Consider the following 22843-nt stretch of genomic DNA (forward strand, 5'->3'; position numbering starts at 1 on the left):
TTTTGCATATAAGAAGAAATTAAAAAAAACATATAAATATGATGTTGATAACTATGTTGATATTAACAGATATGAAATAATGAAAAGATAATAAATTTTATAATGAAATTCAGAATTTTCATAAAATGAAAATTTGTTTGCAATGTTAATAGTTTTTTATTGTTTATTAACATCTTATCAACTAATATTATTTTAAATGATGTACTTTAAGAATTTATTTTATCATCATACTTAAAACTAAATACCATAAACAATTTATTTGTTCTTTTGAAATTTTTATAAACATATAATTATTGATTTTTAGATGATTTTAATATAATATTTTCCGATATTTACAAACCTAAAGAAAATGATATGATTAACGATTCAAATAATAATATAAAACTAGGTTCCTTATTTATAACGTTTTCAGCTCTTTCATTTAGTATAATGGAAATAGCAGTAAAAATTTCTGGTTCTAATATACCTGTGATGGAGCAGGTTTTTGTACGTAATTTAATAACATTATTTATAAGTGCCTTTGTTATGATTAGAGATAAAGAAAGGCTATTTCCAAATAAGAGCAATATTTTATCAATAGTATGCCGCTGTATATCAGGATATTTAGGTATTATATCCTATTTTTATGCTACTAATAACATGGTGCTTGCGGATGCTTCAGTGCTTCAAAAAACTTCTCCATTTTGGTCTAGTTTCTTTGCTTTTCTTTTGATAAAAGAAAAGGTTATTAAGATGCAATGGTTTGGAATGATTATTGCTGCAATAGGATCTATATTTATAATAAAGCCTAGTATGAATTCTAATGTTTTTCCTGCTATAGTAGCTCTTTCCGCTGCTATTTTTGCAGGCATTTCATATTCTATAATAGGTTCACTAAAAGGCAAAGAAAGCAACTCTTTGATAATATTTTATTTTTCTTTATTTTCATGTTTATTTTCTTTGTTCTTTGTAAAAAGCTTTGTAATACCAAATTTATTTGAATTATTTCTTCTTTTGCTCATAGGAATATTTGCAGGATTCGGACAATTCTTTTTAACTATAGCATATAAAAAAGCTCCTGTTTCTGCTGTAAGTATATATAATTATACAGGTGTTATATTTTCATATATTTTTAGTGTATTTTTATTTAAAGAAAGGGTAGATATTTATTCTATAATTGGAATGCTGCTTACAATATTTGCCGCTCTATTGGTTTATTTTTATAAAAATAAGATTTATATTAAAAATTAATTTATCACTATATTTTTCTTTTATATTATTATATAATAGATATATAAAATATTTTATTGGAAATAAAAATGGATAATAATATTTCTAAAAACACTATGAAGCTTTTATTAGAGATGCAGCAAAATGAAGTAACAGAACATGCTGTTTATTTAAATCTTGTAAAATTTGTGAAAAAAGAAGACGATAGAAAAATATTAGAGAATATTGCAAAAGAAGAATATGCTCATTCAAAAATATTAGAGAAATATACAAATAAAAAATTGAGACCTCAGAAATTAAAAGTATTAAAATATTTTATATTAAGTTTTATATTAGGATATACATTTGTAATAAAGATAATGGAGGGAGGGGAGAAGAACGCTGAGAATATATATTCAAGAATAGTATCTGAAGTCCCTGATGCCAAAAAGATAGCTTTTGATGAAGATGAGCATGAAAATAAGCTTATATCAATATTAGATGAAGACAGACTAAAATATGCAGGTTCTATGGTTTTGGGTTTAAGCGATGCTTTAGTTGAGATAAGCGGTACATTGGCTGGTTTGAGCTTTGCTTTGCAGAATAATAAATTAGTTGCATTATCTGGAATCATAACAGGTATATCTGCTACATTGTCAATGGCTTCTTCTGAATATTTATCTGCTAAAGCTGAAGGAGATAAAAATGCATTTAAATCATGTTCATATACAGGAATAATGTATTTAATAACAGTAACACTTTTGATATTGCCTTATCTTATTTTTCCAAGCAATCATTATTTATATGCTTTGATAACTATGCTTTGTATAGTTGTACTTATAATATTTTTCTTCACTTATTATATATCTGTGGCTAAAAGTCTTCCTTTCAAAAAGAGATTCTTTGAGATGGCAGGAATTAGTTTGACTGTTGCCGGAATTAGTTTTTTAATAGGTCTTTTAGTGAAGCAGTTTTTGGGTATAGATATTTAAAAATTATCAGCTTACTATATTTTCAAGTTCATTTATTATATTGGATATTATTTCATTATATTCTTTGAACCATCCGCTATTTGTAAGTGTATCCCAAGTGCTGAATTTTAAATCTTTTGTGTTTCCTGTAGTATTATCTAAAAGTTTTGTATTAGAAAAGTTTACAATGAATTTATCATATTCCAAATGGAAGTTTATATCAAAGCATAATGAATTATTATCAGTTATATTATTAGATACAAAGAATAAATATACTAGTCCATTATCATAGCTGCTGAATTTATTATTTCCTGCTTCATTTTTTACCCATTTAAGGATTTCTTTTCTTAAATCATTACCTTTTAATTTTGTAGATACAAATATTTTCTGTTCGGCTACAGCTATTGCATAGATATTAAATAAAAATATTAATATTATTTTTTTCATTTAAAGTTTTATATTATAACTCTCTTATTGTAGATAAAATATTATTAATTTGTTTTGATTGTCTTTTATAATCATTTTTTATCAAGGCAACCATAACTTGATGATAGTAATTTTCTGTTTCTAATGTATATAAAAGATAATGAACTAAAGTATTTTCATAATATGAATCAAATTCTGTTACATACATTTCTTTATTATTAACTTTTATTTTATTGGAAGATATGATATTTTCTCCATTTATGCCATTTAAAATACTTGTATTATATTTTTCCAAGCTGATATTATTTAAGTTCTCTTTAGATTTAGAGAACATTATAAAACATACGCCCTTTTTATTATTTATAGCTTCTAAATTAGAATTTTCATTAAGTTCATTTTTTACTTTAGATAATTTCCATTCATTATTGAATATTAGAGCAAATTTCCCATCATAACTTTTGATGTAAAATTCACCTTTTGAGTTTCTTCTTTTTAATACTATTAAAGCTGCTGATATTGTGATGATTGTACTGCTTAAAATGATTAGAGGAAGTTTTTTGCCCATAGTAATCACCCCTATATTTTATTACTAATAATAGGCTATAATATTTTAGTTAAAAAATCAAGGAAATGTATAAAATTATTTTCTTTTATTTATTAAAAAATATTATAATTAACGCACGGTTGGTAGATTATAATATTTAATTTTTATTTTAATTATAAATAGATTAGTAATTATATTATAGTTAATCGTGCGTTGTGTGAATTATAAATTTAAATAAATCTTGGGTGGGTGTTGTGATAACAGAAAAAGTTTTAAAATAAAAATAGCATAAAAATATCTTAAAAAATTTTAAAAGCATAAAGGGTGGGGTAGTGAGAATGAAGTTTTAAAACTTAATTACATTTGCCCGCCCTTTATATTTATAGTTTTATTATTAATGTTAGCTTTAATTTTTCTTAATAATCAAATTAGAATTTATTAGCTGCCCGCCCAGGAATTTTTTATATTTAAAGCAAATACACCGCACGCAAAATAAAATTTAGAATATATATTTATTTAGAATTCCAATTTAAACTATAAATAATAGTTTTACTAACCGTGCGAATTTTTAATAAAAATTATTCTTCAGACCACATTCTCTCTACTTTGGATATTCCTATTATGTCGAAGCATAGCCCAAGTATTTTTTTAACTGCTTTAATAAGAGTAAGTCTTTCCTGTCTTATTTCCGCATTTTCTTCTAGTACAATATTATCATAATAGAATCTATGCAAAGCACTGGCTATTTCATAAGTATAATTAATAAGAGTATAAACTTCTAAAGATTTAGCAGCCTCATATATTTCATCAGGGAATCTCAATATTATTTTAGCAAGTTTTAAAGAACTTTCATTAGCAATTTTTGAAATATCAAGTGATTTATTATCATCATAAGACATGTTTTTTTCTTCTAATTTGAAGAATATATTACAAATCCTTGCATATGCATATTGCACATAATAAACAGGATTGTCATTATCTTTTTTCTTAGCAAGCTCCAAGTCAAAATCTAAAGAACTAGAATATGAACGCATAAGTAGGAAATATCTAGTAGGATCAACTCCTATCTCATCAATAACATCTTCAAGACTAATCATATCGCCTGTTCTTTTACTCATTCTCACAAGTTCATTTCCTCTATATAGACGAACTAATTGCCCTAATATAACTTTTAAAGAAGCAGTATCTTTACTAACAGCCCTAACAGCAGCAGTAATTCTAGGTACATAACCATGATGGTCAGCACCTAATATATCTATTAAATAATGATATCCCCTGTCGATTTTATTTTTATGATATGTGATGTCCGGAGCGAAGTATGTATATGTTCCATTGCTTTTTTTAACAACTCTGTCTTTATCATCTCCGTATTTAGTGCTTTTAAACCAAACAGCATTATCCTCTTCAAATAAAAGTCCTTCCTTATCAAGAAAGTCCATAGTTTTTTCTAATTCTCCGCCCTCACGTATTTTTAATTCGGAGGCATAATTGTCCATATGAGTGCCGAATCTTTCTAATAGTTTTTTCTGACTTTCTAATATTATATCTTTAGGAACTCCGTCTTGTTTAGCGACATCTTTTATATATTCACCATGATAACCGTCTTCAGGTATCTCTCTTCCTTCTTGAACAGCCTTAACGCTTTCATTTAATTTAGTTATCTGTTCTCCTGCATCATTAACATAGAACTCTTGATAAACTTCATGGCCAGCATATTTAAGTATATTGGACAATGCACTTCCAATAGCAGCCCATCTTCCATGTCCTATATGAAGAGGTCCTGTTGGGTTTGCACTAACATATTCTACTAATATTTTCTTTTTATCTTCAACTGTGTTTTTTCCATAATCATCATTGTTGATAAGGTCATTTATACATTCATTTATATAATTATATGATAATGTTAAATTGATGAATCCAGGTTTTGCAACTTCCACTTTTTCAAAATATTTTTTATCTATTTTCTCTGTTATAGAGTTTGCTATTTCTAAAGGATTTTTCTTTAAAACTTTAGCAAGTCTCATGGCTACGGGGCAAGCATAATCACCAAATTTATCATCTACTGCATATCCGATTTCTATATAAGATTCTATGTCTTTAACATCAGTATCTTTTAAATATTCTTTTAATGCTTCTTTTAAGATATTTGAGATAATTTTTTTAAGCATATGCTCTCCATAAAAAGTAAAAATATTTTTTAGTATATAGAGTATATCAAAGATTAGAACTTCTGCAAGTATAATTTTTATATTTAATGAACGCTTGGGCAGGCATGCTTTTATGAGTAAGTATTAAGTTAAAAAAAATTATAATTTAAGATTTAAATAGAAAATATAAAAGGGCGGGGAATGTAAATAAAGTTTTAAAATTTAATTACACTTTCCCACCCATTATACTTTTTAATATATTTTGGAATTTTTATATTTTATTTCTTTGTTGTTTAATTAGAGTTTTAATGCCCACCCAAGCTTTTTTTATTAATTTAGCGCACGTATGATGATGCTAAAAATATATGATAATAGTATATTATAATTTAAGTTATATGTAGAATCTATTTACCGTGCGTTGTATTAATTTGGAATTGGTTTAGACTATATAAAATAATAGTATTTATTGTTTAATAACTCTACTTTATATTATTAATATAACTCTATTTTTTATTTAATAAATTCTATAAATTTACGATACTTTAATATAAGAATTTATATACTTTGAAGATGTAATTAATTATGAATGAGAATATTTTAGTAGTAGAGCATAGAGCAGACCTTTTGGACAGGTTTGTTGATCTATTAAGAGAAAGACATTATAACCCTATAGCAACTAAATCCAGAGCTCAGGCAGTTAATATTTCCAATGAAAGTACATTAGATTTGATACTATTGGATGCAGATATTGGGGACTCGCAGGGTTTGCAGCTTCTTGATACTTTTAAAAACCAGGAATCTACTAAAGGAACTCCTGTAATTCTTTTAAGTACACCCTATAGAAAAATGGAATTTATAGAGGAAGCTATAAATTTAGGGATTGACGGACTTATATTTATACCATTTGATGAGATGGAACTCGTTGTAAGAGTTAATAGCTGTTTAAAGTATAGAAAATTATATGTAGAGCATCAAAAACTAATTAAACAGGCTGATTATCTACAGAATTCTTTAACTGACATGACAGAAGTTTCCAATAGAAATTATCAATCATATAAGGATGCTCAGAAAAAATATGATGATATATTGAATGTAGATTTAGAAACAGGTCTTTGGAATAAAAAAGAGTTTTATGAGCAGTTTACAAGGCTTCTTTATGAAACAGTAAGGCATGAAGAAACTATAGTACTTGCATGCTTTTCTATAGACGGACTTGATAGTATCATAAGCGAATACGGTATAATTGCAGCCGAAGAAATAATGCTTAAATTTACTGAAGTTCTTAGAAAGACAACAAGAAGAGAAGATATTTTAGCAAGATTTGATAATAATGAGTTTATGGTTGCATTCAATAGAATGAATATAAAATTATATGATAAGAAGCTTGAAGAGATAAGAAGTTTTGTTGATAAAAATGAATTAGAATATAACGGAATTATAATTAAGTATACAATATCAGCTGGAATATCATATACAGCATATAAAAAGAATTATCATATAGAAGGTATGGAAAAAGAAATAGCCCCTGTATTGCTTGCTCTTCATAATGCTAAAAGACGCGGATTTGCAAGTTTATTTGTACATCCTACTTTGATAAAGAAATAATATTTAAAGGCATTATATGATAATCAATCTCGATAAAAATAATTCTGAAAGTATAGAGTATGCAGCTAATGAAGTTATAAAAGTTATTAATGATGGCGGAATAGTAGTTTCTCCAACAGATACGGTTTATGGAATGCTTGCCGATGCTTTTAATACTGATGCTGTAAATAGAATATATACTATAAAAGATAGAGAGAAGAATAAGCCTCTTTTAATATTATCAAAAGATTTAGAAAGCGTAAAAAAATTCTCCGATAAAGAAGTTCCTGATATAATAAAAAATAATATACCGGGAGAATTAACTTTCATTGTTCCTCTTTTAGAAGAGTTAAAAAATAAGTTCTCATATTTAAAAGATAAGGTAGCCTTAAGAATACCGAATGATAAATATATGCAGATTATATTAAAAGGCACTAATCCTTTGGTAGCTCCTTCGGCCAATCCAAGCGGTTATGGTGTTATACTTGACGGCAATGAATTAGCAGAGCTTTACAAAGACAAAGCTGATTTAATAGTTAATGCCGGAGTTTTAGAAAATAAAATGCCTTCTACACTTTATGACTGCTTAGCAAATAAAGTACTTCGTCAGGGCTCTGTTCATTTGGATATATGATGCAATATATAAATTAAGTCTAGCATTTTTTAATTATCAATTTTCCTATAAACCTCATCAATATTTTGAAATTGTTATATTAACATTATATTTAAATTTTTAATTCATCTAAGTATTTAAAAACATATGGAAAATTTGAATATTTTTTATGCTTTTTGTTTGTGGTGGCTTTGCCCCCACACCCCTAGTTCTTTTATTGATATAAAAGAACCAAAAGAACTGCATTTTAAGCTAAAAATAGGCATTATAAAATATTTGCACTTTCGCGAAGCGTGCCTGCGGCAGCAACTTTGACGAAGTCTGCAGAGCATGTGCAGCAGGAAAAGTTGATAAATGAATTAAAAAATTTAAAATAAGTTAGGGGAGGGTGGGTGGGCAGAGTAGATTTAAAAAAATAAAAAGGCTTACTATTTCTAAATAAACAGCAAGCCTAATAAAAATATATATAACTTTTTAATTAGCAGTGTTAGCTGAATCGTTTTTTATACCTGTTAGAGATTCTTCTATAGTTGTAGCTGAAGATGATCCGTCTTCTCCTATAACAGATTTAGCAAGATTTTTTATTTTATCGCTGGCTGATGAATCTGCTAAAGTTTTTATAGCATCGTACATATTTCCTGTAGGTGCAGATTCTTTGTATAAATTAAGTATCTCTACAGTGATAGCCTCTGAATTATCGTTTTTAAGTCTGTAAAGAAGAAGTTCTTCTATTTCAGGCTCGGATTTGTAATTGGATAAAGCCTTAATGGCATAAATACGTACAGAATCACTGTCATTTTTAGCAGCCTCTATTACATCCTTTTTTACATCTCCATAAGCGCTGTATTCAGGTAGTACATATATAACTCTTGCGGTATAATCTCAGGTAAATCTTCAGCAAGAAGTTTTTGAAGTATCTCATAATTTTCAGCACTAGGATAAGCACCCAATGCCACAACCCCCATATATCTAACTAAAGCAGGTTCTCCGGCATTTTGAGCGGCATTCTGACAAATCTTCTCACCTTTAGTATTTTTAGTTTCGCTGAAATATCTTAATATCTCAACTTTAGTACTTGATCCAACAGTATTATTTGTATATATCTCTAATAAATAATCAGCAGCCATCTCTGATTTTATAGCTCCCAAGGCATTTACCATACTGTCTAATACAAGCCCTGTAGCATTTGTGATTTCTGACATTATAGGAACTTCATATTGAATATCCGGATAAATAGAGCATAAATAATAAGCATCTTTTCTTACGCTGTCATTTTCATCTTTGATAGCATATTCTATTATAGCTTTTGCATTATCATTTTTGTTCTGTTTAAAGAAATTTATGATCTCGCTTTTTACTCTGTTATTCTTTTCTTCAGGGTAATGATTTGCAAGCATTGCAATATCGGCTTCATTTTTTGTTCTTTTTATTTTAGCAATAGTAGCTATTTTCTGAGTAGGAGTTCCATATTTAAAAGCTTTTTCATATTCAGCATTAAGCATTCCTGATGTTTCAGCAGCTGAAGTATTTGTTGAAATTGTAGGAGCTGTAGGAGCTTCATTAGTAGGACTTTCTGAAAAAGCTGTAAAATTTATTAGTATAGTGAATAATAAAGTGCAAATAGTAATATTTCTCATAAAATAAAAATTTCCTTAAAGTTTATAATAAAAAACCTCCTTTACAGTATTAATGATAAAGGAGGCTTGTTTTTAGTGTTTTTTATAGAATATAATCAGTTTCCCTGATATGTACTTTCATTTCTTACATCCAAATTGGAAATATAAGTATTATATTTTACTAAATCTTCATCATTTGCTATTATAACGAACTCATATCTTCTAAGCTCATTTTGAGTAGGATATTCAGGAAGAGCTTCTCCAAGAGGACTTTCTATAACTCTTTCTGAAGGAATTCCTTTAGCTAGCAAGTATGCCTTACCGTTTTTAGCTCTTACAACAGAAAGGTTATAATTGTAAGGATAAGCTTTACCTCTGTTGCTTGTATGAGCTTCCAAAACTATATTCACATTAGGATTTTTCTCTAAAAACTCTACAACTTGATTGAATGACATTTCTGCTGTTGCAGGCATATTAGTCTCTACAAATTTGAATATTACTTTTGGAGTAGTTTCTAGTATTCTTCCTCTTTCAGTATCTCTTATAGAAGTATCCATAGGTAGATAAAGCTCTTCAGAACCAGATGCCAATGTTTTAGTATCAGCTACTACTTCTTCTGGTTTTGGTTCTTCTTCTGCTACTGCAGGGGCAGGATCATCTGCTATAACTACATCTTCCGGTGTTGTACTTGTAGGCGTACTTTTACATGCTGCTATGACAAAGATCAATAAACTAAAAATAAATAAAAGTTTTTTCATTATTTACTTAAACCTCGGCATTAATTTGTTTCCTTATTAATGTCGACAGTTTTGGCAAAATCGTTATACTTTTTCAAATCATCTTCAGTCATTATTATTATAAATTCGCTTCTTCTATTTTCTTTAAGAGTAGGGTATTCAGGCAAAGCCTCTCCAAAAGCATTTTTTAATAATTTGCTGTTTTCTACACCTAATTTTATTATATAATTGAAGCTTTTATCAGATCTTCTCTGAGATAGTTTATAGTTATAAGGAGCAGGGCCTTCTTTACTTGAATTACCTTCCACCATTATTCTAACACCAGGATTATTATTTATTATCTGATAAACTAAATTATAAGCCTCTTTATATGTTCCTATTTCTATAGTATTATCAAATCCAAATTTTACCTCATAAGTTGAACCAGGTTTACCAACATCTGTTTTAGATTTAGGATCATGTAATACTAATACTTTACCTCTTGGAGTTTCTCTTACAGTAGCTCCGTCAGGTAAGTTAAGTCCTTTAGCATTTTGATTATTAGCTTCTGTTGTTTTGAAACCGCTTGTGTCTTCAGGACCGGTTGCAACAGGAGCACTTTTACATGCAGCTGCTATAATAACTACTGACATAAGTAAAAATATTTTTTTCATAACTATCTTTCCTTAAGAATCATATTTGTATACTATTACATTAAAACAATTAACATAATATATATTTATAACAAAAATAATACAATATTCGTAAAATGCCAAAAACAGCAGTATTTTTCATATAGTAGTAATTAATCATTTAATACATTGTTAATATACTACATTTAATACGTTTTTTATGATTTATGATATATGCATTCAAATGTATCGCCTAAATTTTTGCTTTTAGCTAATGAACTATATATTCCTGATAAAAGCTTATTATTTTTAATAAAATTGAAACTGAATATATCACAGAATCTATTATAATATACACTTTGATTTTCTAAATTTATGCATTTTAGTGAATATTTAGACATAAGTATATCAAGAGATTTAGGATTAGCTTCAAAGGCATGATCAGAAGGTACTATTGAGAAGTAGTTTTTATTGAATTTTCCGCTTAAACCGCTGCCATTAGGGGTGGCAAAAGCTAATATTCCGTCATCTTTAAGAGAGTAAATAATACGCTCCAAAATACTTTCAAAATTGTATATATGCTCTACAACATACCAAGCTGTGATTATATCATATTCTTTTTCTTTATATTCGAAATCTAGTAAAGAACAATTATGAACATTAAGATTAAGAGTATTTATACAGTAGTCTGATGCATATTGGCTTATTTCTATTCCCTCTGTTTCATATCCGTATTCTCTTGCCTCTTTAAGGAAGAATCCCATAGCACTTCCTATATCAAGTATTTTTCCATTAGGTTTTATTTTTTTTATTTTTTCTAATCTTCTTTTAGCCAAAGCCGTTAAATTGTCACTGTCTTCCTCATAGGTTTTTCCATACTGATTCTTATAATCTTCAACAAAATATTTAGATGAATAATCTGTAAATGGAGGAAGGAAATATTTTCTGAATAATGTATTACATTTTTGACATTTATATAAATTAGATTCCAAATTTCTATTTTTCATTTCTATATTTCTGCTTTTACAAAATGGGCATTCTATATTTTTGAAATCTTTTATATTATCTATTATAGTTTTTATACGCTCCAAAGATTTATCTGTATTGATTAATTTACCTTTTTCTTTAAATTTATTTTGCATATCATTATTGAATAGGAATTCTCTCAATTTATTTACAGCTATATCAGTGTCTATATTTTGGAAGAATCCCAAATTAAAGAATAATTCTTCCTGACTTTTAGCCAAGTCATCATGATACTTTGTAGGTGAAAGCAATATTACAGGTATAGAAGATTCTAGGCATTCAAAGGCAGTGAGTCCGAAATAGGTTATAACTGCACTATATGGATTTTCAAATATATCAGTTCCGAAATTTTTATAAGTTATATTATTATATTCGCTTTCTCTTTCTGTATCTATCAATACAAAATTTTTATTCTCTATTTTGCTTATTATTTCTATAGCTTTATTTTTTAATTCATTATTAAATCCAAGATAAAGAAGAATAGGGGCATCAGCATCATATTTAGGTTTTACATTAGAGTTTAATATAGTAGCTATGAAAGGCTTTATATTTACTTCTTTAGAATTATCTATATTAGGAAGCATTTCTATAACTATATCAGCGAATGCTCTTTCATTTCCTACACTGTCTATTATTATAACACTGCTTATTTTTTTTAATTCTTTTATATATTTTGAGTCTACTTCTCTGCTGTCTACTATTATTAGATAAGGATTTAAATTTTCTATTTCATTATACTTACATGTTTTTATAGTATTATCTTTAAATATACCGCTGTTATCATTAATAGAAGAAAATGTAAAATTATAATATTCTTTTAATTTATTTGATATGAACTTCATACGAGTAATATGTCCAAACCCATATATTGTTCCTATATCTGTTATTATACATATATCCTGCATAAATCTTACAACTATTTGAAATTTATTTATAATTCTGAATATTATATAACAAAAAAAATATTATTACAAATTAATATTTAGGGGCGGGCGGGCAGTATATGTAAAAAAAAATATAATTTCTATTTATAATTAGATATCATATCATTTATTCTATTCATAGTTTTTAAATCTTCATCGCTTTCATTATTTTCATTACTTTTTAGATATATGAAAGCATTATCTCCATTATTATCAACTTCATTAATATTTACATTATTTTCAAGAAGTTCTTTTACTATATCTTCTTTAAGCATTAAGCATGCATACATAAGTCCATTAACACCATCATTAGTTTTGCTGTTAATATCTGCATTATGATTTATAAGAAGTTTTAATATATCGGTATTATCATGATTGCAGGCATAAATGAGCGGAGTAAAGCCTTCATCATTTTTTGTATTAACATCAGCATTATATTTTAATAATAGTTTAACAATATCAATTCTTTTATAAAATACAGCAGTAAGAAATGCATCGAAACCCTGTTTGTTTTTTATATTTAAGTCAGCATTATTTTTTAGCAGAATTTCAGAGATTTCACTATGCCCGTAAAATGAAGCAAATATCAAAGCAGTCCAATTTTCATCGGTTTGCAAATTAATATCAGCATTATTTTTTATTAACTCTTCAGCTATGTTGATTCTATTAAATATCGAGGCAAGCATTAAGGCAGTAAAGCCTTCATCGTCTAATATATTTATATTGATATTTTTATTCAAGCATTCTTTTAATTTGTTTAAATCTCCGCTTTTAGCAGCATCAAAAAATTCTTTCATATTATTAAAAACCTTTATTTATTATGAAGTTTAAATATTTAATTAAATCTTTAATTGTTAATATATAACTAAACAACTACATTTTGTCAATTTTAGTTTTTTTAATTTTATTGTTTGTGGGGACTAGCCCCCACACCCCCACTTCTTTTGTTGCCGCAAAGAAGCAAAAAGGCTATATTTTAGCTTAAATTAATAGTTTATATTACATGTAAAACAATAAAGTATATTATAATGCTTTTAACAGTAATTAATATTACAGCGATAACATATATTATAATAATATTATTATTTGATTTTGCAGTTTCAGTGGTAAGCATTTCTTTCCAAAGGCTTTCCATAAGTAAACTATCTTTTACGTGTGAAATTTTAATTTTTAATTTTTTCTCCTTTGAACTATTATTAAAAAATTAACTTATAAAAAATAAAGACAGTATTTTATATAAAAAATTAATATTTTCAATTATATTTATATTTTTTTATACATTTTTTTATTGCAAAAACTTATTTTATTATTTAGAATATCAAAAAAACTTTACATTAATTATGATAATTATGGTATTTAAAAATGAAAAGATTTATAATTTTTTTAATGATATTATTTTCATGTTTTTCATGTTCAAAAAAGGAAATACCTCTTCCAGATGATAAAATAGGAGAGCTCATATTAAATCCTAACGGCCAGACTCCTTTATCATTGGTATATAAAACAGAGACTAATAATAATTATCCTGTTACTGTAATCACGAAAGGATTATTAGGCGATGAAGATATAGTTTTTACTTATCCTAAGAATTACGGATCTAATTTTGCAATACATGGACTTTATTCAGAAAATACAAATACCATTCATATTATTAATGGTACAAATAGAATATCAACTAATATATCAGTAGGCAAACTTTCTATAGATGGACTATATATTCCTGCTACAAACAGAGTTATAAGAAATTTAGAACCTGAAGAAGATGTATATTTCTTTAATATTAATGATGAAACTTCCATAAGTAATTTACAGGATAATAATGCAGAATTATATTTTGCAAGTCCTGTTATAAATAGAAGCTGGAAAGGATTATTTTTAATGGGTGTAAGCAGAAATGGAAATTTACGTTATGTAAATTATTCAAACTTCTATCTTACTAATGAAATAGCAAAAGTAATAAATCAAGATGATGATATTGTTATATATGATACTATGGGTGTAAGTGATTTGCTTGGAAATGCAAAACTTGATGTTACTAAATTGAATATAGGTGTTCATCATGATGTTATAAGAAAAAAGTCTGACAGTAATTATATAATGCTTGCCAATTCACAGTGGGGTGTTGAAGATAGAATTTGTGAAGTTGACAGCAATGGAAATTTGATAAGAGATTTATATGTAGGTGATTTGATAAAAAAGATAGTTAATAAAAATGGTGATGAGGCAGAAAAAGAGTATTTAAAAAAATTAATATTCGATGAAGACAATAAATACTACAGCATAGGAAGAAAAAAAGATTTTCCTATGGATTGGGCGCATTGTAATTCTTTAGTTTATGATGAGTTTAATGATATACTTTATTTATCTGTTAGAAGTTTAGCTGTTATGGCTGTTGACTATAGTGAATGGGAGCTTATATGGTATATGGCTGATGACACATTAGATACTATGGAATCATATAATCCTTATGGCAGATATTTGAAAGACTTAAAATCATTTGATCCTTATAAAGTATTAGGAGACGGAAATACTGACGGACCTAAAAGTCAGCATGCTTTATTTTTAATATCAACAAATGTAATAGCTATGTTTGATAATCAAGGAGATGAAGATACAAATCCTAATGGCTCAAGATATGTAGAATATAAAATAACAGGTTCTCATGGTTCTTGGAAAGCTGAAAAGATTTATGAGTATAAAACAGAAAATAAATTATATTCTCATTATATATCAGATATAGATTTTTTGAGTAATGGACATATGCTTCTTGATTTTGGAAATAATGCTCAGATAATGGAAGTTGATAAAGAAACAAAGGAAGTTTTTTATCATTTAAAATTCGGTATAAAGACTTGGGGCATTTATAGAATAGATAAAATGCCTTTATACTATTCTAAGGAACATAAATATAGTGAGGATAGTTCTTTTGTAAATTAAATGATTTTATAGTACATGGAGGGTAGTAGAATGAGTGATTTATATGAAAAAATTGTTAATGAAAAATACATAGGAAAAGAAGTTAATCCTATAAATCAGAGCGATATATTTAATATTGCTGATACTTATTCAAAGAAATTAACTTCTAAAAATAATAATAATATAGCATTATTAATAATAGATATGCAGAGGGATTTTATAGATCCTAAAAAGGGTTCTTTACCTGTGAAAGGTGCTGTAAAAGATATCAAAAGAATAATAAATTTTATATATTCAAATTTAGAAGATATATCCAGAATTTATGTAACTATGGATACTCATTATTATGATTCTATATTTCATCCTTATATGTGGAAGAAGCCTAATGGAGAGGACGCGGATCCTTTTACTGAAATTACCTTAGAAAAGATATATAATCATGAAATTATACCTATATATAAAAAAGAGCAAATAGAATATGTGAAGAAGCTCAAGAAATCTAATTTAAAAAATCTTATAATATGGCCTTATCATTGTATTCATGGCACAGATGGCTGGCTTATAGAAAAGCAGCTTAATAATATGCTTTTATTTTATGAGAGAGCGAGAGAAAAAAAGATACATAAAATAATAAAAGGTACTGAACGTTTAACAGAAATGTACGGAGCTGTAAGACCTGAAATTGTTACTCCTGAAACTAGATTTTTTGATATGGCTTGGGTTTATGAATTAAAAAATTATAAATATATATACGTTTGCGGAGAGGCAAAAGATTTTAGTCTTTATGATACATTATGTCAGATATGCGATGTTTATTCAAACGATAAAACTATCACAAAGAAAATTAATGTTATGATAAATTGCTGCAGCAGCATATACAATAACAAAGAAATTGATAAAAAGTATATTCAGTTGCAGAAAGATTATGGAATTAATATAGTAGAAGTATGATAAAACAGTAAAAAATTATGTGATAAAAAACTTATGATTTAATCAATGGTTTTATCAGAATTTAGAAATGATTAGAATATTAAATTAATTCCGGTATAGATATTTTTTATCTGTACCGGTTTTTTTATTTCTTTACTAATTATAAATCAGTATTCCAATTAGCAGACTGTATCATAATATCTATATCATTTAATGCTTTGGATAATTTATCAAATTCATTTTGTATATCTTTTACATTAATTAGCACTTTCATTTTTAATTCATTCTTTGCTGTTCTAAAGTCTTTACTGTTTACCTCTTTTAATATACTTTTATAAATATCAATTTCCCTTGTTAATTTATCTTTTATATTAATTGCTTCTGATATTGATATGCCTATCTCTAATCTTGTAGTATTTTCTTTATTATTTATCTTCATAATCAAGTCAGATAATTCATTATTTGTTTCTATATATTCTTTAATTAAATCATTAGGGTCTTCATTATTTTCATTGTCTTCTTTCATAACAACATTATTTTTTACTCTTTTCTTTAGATTATCTATTTTTTTTACATATTCATCTTTTTTTAATAATGCTTCTCCTAGTTTCATAAATATTCTCCTATAATTCTTTTGACATAAATTTATTTTGTAGTATTATATATCCATAAGGGTAAAATATGAACAGATTATCAAAAATTATAATAATATTTTCTGCATTTTTTATATGCAGCTGTCTTAATTTTAATACAGGTTCAGTATCGTTTAATAATGATGGAATAGACAGCAAATATTATGGAACTTACGAAAGTTCAATAACAATAAAAGAAAACAATAATTTTACATCGCAGGCTACAGCTAATGTGGTAGTAAGCAGCGGAAGTGCTATATCTATAAGAATTACAGGAAGTAATATTAATGTTTATAGTACAGCATACAAAGAAAATATAATAAAAATATCTGATAATGTGTATAAAGTTTCTATTACTTCATCAGGAAATAAGTATGACTTTACTTTATCTTTCAATAATAATTCTATGAATCTTTCTTTTTATGCCAACAATAATACTTCAGGCGAAGGCAATTTAACAAAGATAAGATAAAAGTATTTTAAATCCCGCCCTTTATGTTTTATAGTACATTTTTCAAATTTTAATCTGCATTATTTTATTATTTATTTAGAAATTGTAACGCCCGCCCAAGTTCTAATTATATTTAAAATCCACTTACCGCACGGTGAGCAGATTTTAAAACATAATAAATATTGTATTATTAATCTATTTATATTTTTTAATTTAGCTAAACGTGCGTTGTGAGATTTTTAAAATTTAAAAAACACTTGGGTGGGTGCTGTAATTTCTAATTAGGCTTTAAATATAATTAGTATTAAAATTTCATGATACAGCATCAAACTTTAAAGGGCGGGGAATTAGAATAAAATTTAATTATATTTAAAATTATTTTCTATATAGTTTTTTACTTCTATTAAATCATTAAATTTTTTGTATGCTAATTCTTTTTCATCTTCCTCAGATAATAAAAGCAAATCTGGAATATAAAATCTTTTTTCTATATCAGCATTTTTAGCAGATAGAAGTCCATTTTTAGAATCTTCTAATATTATTACATTATTTTTATCAGCATTAAAATAAACGCATGCATTATTATATAAATGAGGATAAGGCTTAGGGAATTCTGCTTCATCCCCGCAAACTATATAATCAAATTCTTTTTTCAAGTTAGTTTTTTCTAAATACAAATCAACTTTTTTTCTTATGCTTGAACTAGCTATAGCTTTTTTTATATTATTATCATTTAAAAACTTTATTAATTCATTGGCTCCCTTTTTTATATTGATACCATCTTCTCTAACTATATTAAAAGATTCATCAACTTGGCTTTTAATTATATCATAAAATAATTTTTCATTATTATTTGAAATTTCCATTATTATGTTTTTTATTGCATTTTCATTTGATCCTAATATTTTACTGAAAAACAATTTTTCAACATCTATATTGACATTATAATTTTTAAAAGATTTTTTCCAAGCAGCCAAACTTATAGTTTCAGTATCAAGTAGCAGACCGTCCATATCGAATATTACTAAATCTAATTTATTCATATTTTATATTCCTTCAATTCAAAAAAATAAAATTATTGATTAATTATATAATACAATTAATTATCTACTTTTTTGCCGCACACACTCTGCGGACTTCGTCAAAGTAGCTGCCTCAGGCACGCTTCGCGAAAACGCAATTACTAGAACTTTATATTAAATATGTACTTATTAAAAATATAGGATATAACCTAAATTTAGATTATAAATGCAGTTCTTTTGGTTCTTTTATACCAATAAAAGAACTGGGGTGTGGGGCAAAGCCCTGCAAATATTTTACATTAAAAAATTATTTTGACAACTCCCAACCCTTTTCATCGCATATTTTTATAGCAGCTTCATTATTGTGTTTAGCTAAATCAATAATTTTTTGTTCGTACTCTTTTTTAGACGTATCATCAGCCAAATCATAACATTTAATTAAATCATTATAAGCTTCTTCATTATGTCCTAAATATAATTTAGCTAAACCTCTATTATAATAAGCCATAAAATTATTTGTATTCAGTTCTATAGCTTTATCATAATCTTTAATAGCTTCCTCATATTGTTTTAAAATCCTTTTAGCATTACCTCTATTATAATAATAATCTGAATTATTAGGATTTAATTCTATGGCTTTATCATAATCTTTAATAGATTCTTCATATTGTTTTAAATTATATTTAGAATTTCCTCTATTGTTGTAAGCACTTGCATTATTTGAATTTAACTCAATAGCTTTGTCGTAATCTTTAATAGCTTCTTCATATAATTCTAAATTATATTTAGAATTGCCTCTATTATTATAAGCATTTGAATAATCAGGATTTAATTCTATAGCTTTATCATAATCTTTAATAGCTTCTTCATTTAATCCTAAATTCTTTTTAGCAATACCTCTATTATTATAAGCCATACTATTGTTAGTATCTAACTCAATAGCTTTATCATAATCTTTAATAGCTTCTTCATATAATCCTAAATTCTTTTTAGCATTACCTATATTATTATAAGCTATCAAGTAATTATTTTTATATTGAGAATATTTTTCAGAGTTTTCATCATATTCTTTCAATAAATCATCTGTCGTTTCTATGATTTGATTATAATAATTTATAGATTCATTATATTCTTTATTATTATAAGCCTGATAGGCTGAATTAAATAAATTTGATATTTGTATGTTTATATTATTTTCTTCTATTAGTTTTTTAGTTTCTTCTTCTGCTTGTTTTTTTATATTTTCTATTGATTTATAAGATTCATATTTTATTTTATTTATATTATCAAATGCTTTTTCATTTTCAAACTTTAATTTTTCTAATTCATTTTTTATAGAATTCATAGTATCATTAATATGCATTTTTTCTTTATCTATATAATATGATGTTTCTTTATATTGTTTATTAACATCTTGAATAAATTTATTGATATTATCCTGTTGTTTATTAATATTTTTTTGTGTTTCTATATCTATATCAGATATAAGTTTTTTGGATTCATATTTGAATTCTTCCATTTCTTTTTTAAGGTTTTCTATATATTCCAGATTTTCTTTACTTTCGGATAAAATATTATTATTGATAAATATTCCTGCAAATGTAAATACTATCATTATTACTGATAAAAATGCAAACCAGAAACTTAAAACATCATTTGAGTTTTTCATTATCTCTGCCATTGATGATTCAAGCATTCTTGTATTTATATCGAATGTTGATTTGAAATTATTTGCTATTTCTTCACTAATTATAAATTCATTGTTTATTGTAATTGTATTTTCTGATTCATTAGTTGTAACAGTTTTATCTATAGTTGTATTGCTTATTATAGTTTGTATATTTAGAGAATAATTTTCTAATGCTTTATTAAATCTGCTTTCTATGTTTTTAGTATGTAAAAAATATATTCCCGAAAATGCTCCAAAAGCAAGTATAAATAATATAATCATTATGCATGTATTATTTTTATATTTACCATTGTTTTTAGAATTATTATTTGTATTATTGTTGTTTGTATTATTATCTTCCATAAATAAACCTTAGATGATTTGATATATTATACAGCATTATGAAAATTATTAAACAATATATAAAATGTAAGTATTAAAAAATTAAAAGTATATATACCTAAACAACTATATTTTGTCAAAAGTAATTTTTTTAATTTAAAATATTTGCAGGGCTTTGCCCCGCACCCCAGTTCTTTTATTGGTATAAAAGAACCAAAAGAACTGCATTTTTAATATAAATTTAGGTTGTATACTATATTTAATAAGTATATATTTGATATAAAGTTCTAGCAATTGCGTTTTCGCGAAGCGTGCCTGAGGCAGCTACTTTGACGAAGTCCGCAGAGTGTGTGCGGCAAAAAAGTAGATAATATATTTATAAAGCATAGAGATTTACAAAATATAATTATTTGGGTATATTCATATTTTTTAAATTTAAAATCCTATTGGGGTGCTAAAAAATCTAATTAAGTAATGAGAAAATAAAAAACTTTATTTACAGATTTAAATAATAAGCCTAGAGGGTGGGGAATTAAAATAAATTTAAAAAAATAAAAGCCCCAATATATAAAATATAATGGGACTTTTTTATTAAAAGTTATTATTTATTCTTATTCTTCTATACTCAAATGAAGCTCTTCTAATTGATCAGCATCAACAGTAGAAGGACATCCGCTCATCAAACACTGACCTTTTTGAGTTTTAGGGAATGCTATAACTTCTCTAATGCTGTCTTGTTTTTGTAAAAGCATAACAACTCTGTCTATACCATAAGCCATACCGCACATAGGAGGAGCACCATATTTCAAAGCATCAAGCAAGAATCCGAATCTCAATTTTGCTTTCTCTTCATCTATGCCTAAAAGTTTGAATATTATAGCCTGTACTTTGCTGTCATAAATACGCTGACCGCCGCCACCTATTTCATTACCATTTAATACCAAGTCATAAGTATCGCTTCTTACTTTTAAAGGCTCGCTTTCAAGTATAGCAACATCTTCAGGTACTGGTGCAGTGAATGGGTGGTGAGTAGCTGATATTCTCTTCTCTTTATGATCATATTCAAATAATGGGAATTCTACTACCCATAAGAAATTTAATTTATCTTTATCTATTAAGTTTAATTTCTCAGCAACTCTTAATCTTAAATTACCCAAAGCATCAAATGTAACTTTTGGAGTATCAGCAACGAAGAATAATAAGTCGCCTTTTTCTGCTTTAGTAACTTCTAATATTTTCTTTTGATTTTCTTCAGAGAAGAATTTAACTATATTAGATTCAAGTCCTTTATCAGTAACTCTCATCCAAGCAAGTCCTTTAGCTCCGAATATACCAACATATTTAGTAAAGTCATCAATATCTTTTCTGCTTAATTTCTCTCCGCCTTTAGCATTCAAACATCTTATTATAAATTTGTTGTCTAATGCATTTTTGAATACTGCAAAATCACATCCTCTAACAGCATCTTCAACATTGATAAGTTTTAATTCAAATCTAGTATCAGGTTTATCGCTTCCGTACATTTCCATAGCATCATAATAATTTAATCTAGGGAATGGAGTAGGTAAGTCAATACCATAAACATCTTTAACTATATTAGCAGTAACATTTTCCATAATAGATAAAAACTCATCAGTATTAAGGAAAGAAGTTTCAATATCTACCTGAGTAAATTCAGGCTGTCTGTCTGCTCTCAAGTCCTCATCACGGAAACATTTAGCTATTTGATAGTATCTGTCAAAACCGCCTATCATAAGTATTTGCTTGAATATTTGAGGAGACTGAGGCAATGCATAGAAATCTCCAGCATTTAATCTTGAAGGAACTAGGAAGTCTCTTGCACCTTCAGGAGTACTTTTATTTAATATAGGAGTTTCTACATCTATAAAACCATTATCAGATAAATGTTTTCTAAAAGCATTAGTAATTTGGAATCTTTTATATAAGTTGTTGAATACAGTAGGTCTTCTTAAATCTAAGTATCTGTATTTTAATCTTATATCTTCACCAGTATCAATATCATCTTCAAGTAGGAAAGGAGGAGTTTCAGAAGTATTAAGAAGCTCCATTTTTTCAACCATAACTTCAATTTCACCAGTAGGAATTTTAGGGTTAATCATTTCAGGACTTCTAGCTCTGATTTTACCTTCTACACTGATAACATATTCGCTTCTCAAATCCTGAGCGTCATTATGTGCTTCTTTGCTTATTTCAGGATTGAATACTATTTGTACGAATCCTGTTCTGTCTCTTAAATCTACGAATATTACTCCGCCATGATCTCTTCTTCTTAAAACCCAGCCTGCTAGCTTAACTTCTTTACCGATATCATCTTTTGTTAATATACCATTATAGGCACTTTTAAAACGCATATTGATTCCTCTTTTTTAATTGATTATTTATTTTATTGTTTAAAAATTTATTATAAAAATAAGTTATATTTCTTTTTGAATAAACATAATAATTATATTATAAATAGGTATAAAAATCAACAA

The 22843-nt window shown here is 26.6% G+C and carries 18 protein-coding genes and 1 pseudogene; 7 read left to right on the forward strand and 12 right to left on the reverse strand.

All coding sequences use genetic code 11. From position 1 onward, the window contains the following. The first annotated feature begins 354 nt into the window (after positions 1-354). Positions 355-1230, forward strand: a complete 876-nt coding sequence (locus BHYOB78_RS00005; protein ID WP_020064899.1) for a DMT family transporter — start codon at positions 355-357, stop codon at positions 1228-1230. 68 nt (positions 1231-1298) lie between these two features. Beyond that, on the forward strand, positions 1299-2180 hold the full coding sequence (locus tag BHYOB78_RS00010; protein WP_012671285.1) for a VIT1/CCC1 transporter family protein: 882 nt from the start codon (positions 1299-1301) through the stop codon (positions 2178-2180). Positions 2181-2186: 6 nt separating this feature from the next. On the opposite strand, the gene BHYOB78_RS00015 is transcribed toward BHYOB78_RS00010, so the two are convergent. The 3 genes from BHYOB78_RS00015 to BHYOB78_RS00025 form a co-directional block, all read right to left on the reverse strand. Beyond that, positions 2187-2606: a hypothetical protein gene (locus BHYOB78_RS00015; protein WP_012671286.1), complete on the reverse strand. Its 420-nt coding sequence runs from the start codon at positions 2604-2606 to the stop codon at positions 2187-2189. 13 nt (positions 2607-2619) lie between these two features. Further along, positions 2620-3150: a hypothetical protein gene (locus BHYOB78_RS00020; RefSeq protein WP_020064901.1), complete on the reverse strand. Its 531-nt coding sequence runs from the start codon at positions 3148-3150 to the stop codon at positions 2620-2622. A 557-nt stretch (positions 3151-3707) separates the two neighbouring features. After that, positions 3708-5297: an arginine--tRNA ligase gene (locus BHYOB78_RS00025; protein ID WP_020064902.1), complete on the reverse strand. Its 1590-nt coding sequence runs from the start codon at positions 5295-5297 to the stop codon at positions 3708-3710. Between the two features lie 561 nt (positions 5298-5858). Here BHYOB78_RS00025 and BHYOB78_RS00030 point away from each other — a divergent pair. Together BHYOB78_RS00030 and BHYOB78_RS00035 are read left to right on the forward strand one after the other, a co-directional pair. Further along, positions 5859-6881 (forward strand): GGDEF domain-containing response regulator, encoded by a 1023-nt coding sequence (locus BHYOB78_RS00030; protein WP_012671289.1) that lies wholly within the window; start codon positions 5859-5861, stop codon positions 6879-6881. A gap of 16 nt (positions 6882-6897) precedes the next feature. Continuing rightward, on the forward strand, positions 6898-7494 hold the full coding sequence (locus BHYOB78_RS00035; protein ID WP_020064903.1) for an L-threonylcarbamoyladenylate synthase: 597 nt from the start codon (positions 6898-6900) through the stop codon (positions 7492-7494). A 453-nt stretch (positions 7495-7947) separates the two neighbouring features. Here BHYOB78_RS00035 and BHYOB78_RS00040 read toward each other — a convergent pair. The 5 genes and pseudogenes from BHYOB78_RS00040 to BHYOB78_RS00060 all read right to left on the reverse strand — a co-directional run bounded on the left by BHYOB78_RS00040 (position 7948) and on the right by BHYOB78_RS00060 (position 13183). Beyond that, a pseudogene (locus BHYOB78_RS00040) lies at positions 7948-9110 on the reverse strand (HEAT repeat domain-containing protein). Positions 9111-9205: 95 nt separating this feature from the next. Continuing rightward, positions 9206-9847, reverse strand: a complete 642-nt coding sequence (locus tag BHYOB78_RS00045) for an OmpA family protein (RefSeq protein ID WP_020064904.1) — start codon at positions 9845-9847, stop codon at positions 9206-9208. A gap of 20 nt (positions 9848-9867) precedes the next feature. Beyond that, positions 9868-10479: an OmpA family protein gene (locus BHYOB78_RS00050; RefSeq protein WP_012671293.1), complete on the reverse strand. Its 612-nt coding sequence runs from the start codon at positions 10477-10479 to the stop codon at positions 9868-9870. A 176-nt stretch (positions 10480-10655) separates the two neighbouring features. Next, positions 10656-12368, reverse strand: a complete 1713-nt coding sequence (locus tag BHYOB78_RS00055; protein ID WP_012671294.1) for a class I SAM-dependent methyltransferase — start codon at positions 12366-12368, stop codon at positions 10656-10658. A 119-nt stretch (positions 12369-12487) separates the two neighbouring features. Further along, a complete protein-coding gene (locus tag BHYOB78_RS00060; RefSeq protein WP_012671295.1) occupies positions 12488-13183 on the reverse strand; it encodes an ankyrin repeat domain-containing protein in 696 nt (231 codons plus the stop codon). Between the two features lie 565 nt (positions 13184-13748). On the opposite strand from BHYOB78_RS00060, the gene BHYOB78_RS00065 reads away from it, so the two are divergent. Continuing rightward, complete coding sequence (locus tag BHYOB78_RS00065; RefSeq protein WP_020064905.1) at positions 13749-15323, forward strand: aryl-sulfate sulfotransferase; 1575 nt, start codon at positions 13749-13751, stop codon at positions 15321-15323. 30 nt (positions 15324-15353) lie between these two features. Beyond that, the gene (locus BHYOB78_RS00070) at positions 15354-16253 is read left to right on the forward strand and encodes a cysteine hydrolase family protein (RefSeq protein WP_020064906.1); all 900 of its coding nucleotides are present in this window, start codon (positions 15354-15356) and stop codon (positions 16251-16253) included. A 139-nt stretch (positions 16254-16392) separates the two neighbouring features. On the opposite strand, the gene BHYOB78_RS00075 is transcribed toward BHYOB78_RS00070, so the two are convergent. Beyond that, positions 16393-16845: a DIP1984 family protein gene (locus BHYOB78_RS00075; protein WP_012671300.1), complete on the reverse strand. Its 453-nt coding sequence runs from the start codon at positions 16843-16845 to the stop codon at positions 16393-16395. A gap of 68 nt (positions 16846-16913) precedes the next feature. Here BHYOB78_RS00075 and BHYOB78_RS00080 point away from each other — a divergent pair, with 68 nt between their 5' ends. Continuing rightward, positions 16914-17336, forward strand: a complete 423-nt coding sequence (locus tag BHYOB78_RS00080; RefSeq protein WP_020064907.1) for a hypothetical protein — start codon at positions 16914-16916, stop codon at positions 17334-17336. A 338-nt stretch (positions 17337-17674) separates the two neighbouring features. Here the strand turns inward: BHYOB78_RS00080 and BHYOB78_RS00085 are convergent, their stop codons facing one another. The 3 genes from BHYOB78_RS00085 to aspS form a co-directional block, all read right to left on the reverse strand. After that, complete coding sequence (locus tag BHYOB78_RS00085; RefSeq protein ID WP_020064908.1) at positions 17675-18358, reverse strand: HAD family hydrolase; 684 nt, start codon at positions 18356-18358, stop codon at positions 17675-17677. 286 nt (positions 18359-18644) lie between these two features. Beyond that, on the reverse strand, positions 18645-20369 hold the full coding sequence (locus BHYOB78_RS00090; protein ID WP_047108717.1) for a tetratricopeptide repeat protein: 1725 nt from the start codon (positions 20367-20369) through the stop codon (positions 18645-18647). A gap of 590 nt (positions 20370-20959) precedes the next feature. Next, on the reverse strand, positions 20960-22720 hold the full coding sequence (gene aspS, locus BHYOB78_RS00095) for an aspartate--tRNA ligase (protein ID WP_012671307.1): 1761 nt from the start codon (positions 22718-22720) through the stop codon (positions 20960-20962). Between the last annotated feature and the right edge of the window lie 123 nt (positions 22721-22843).

The sequence above is a fragment of the Brachyspira hyodysenteriae ATCC 27164 genome, from assembly GCF_001676785.2.
Classification (GTDB): domain Bacteria; phylum Spirochaetota; class Brachyspiria; order Brachyspirales; family Brachyspiraceae; genus Brachyspira; species Brachyspira hyodysenteriae.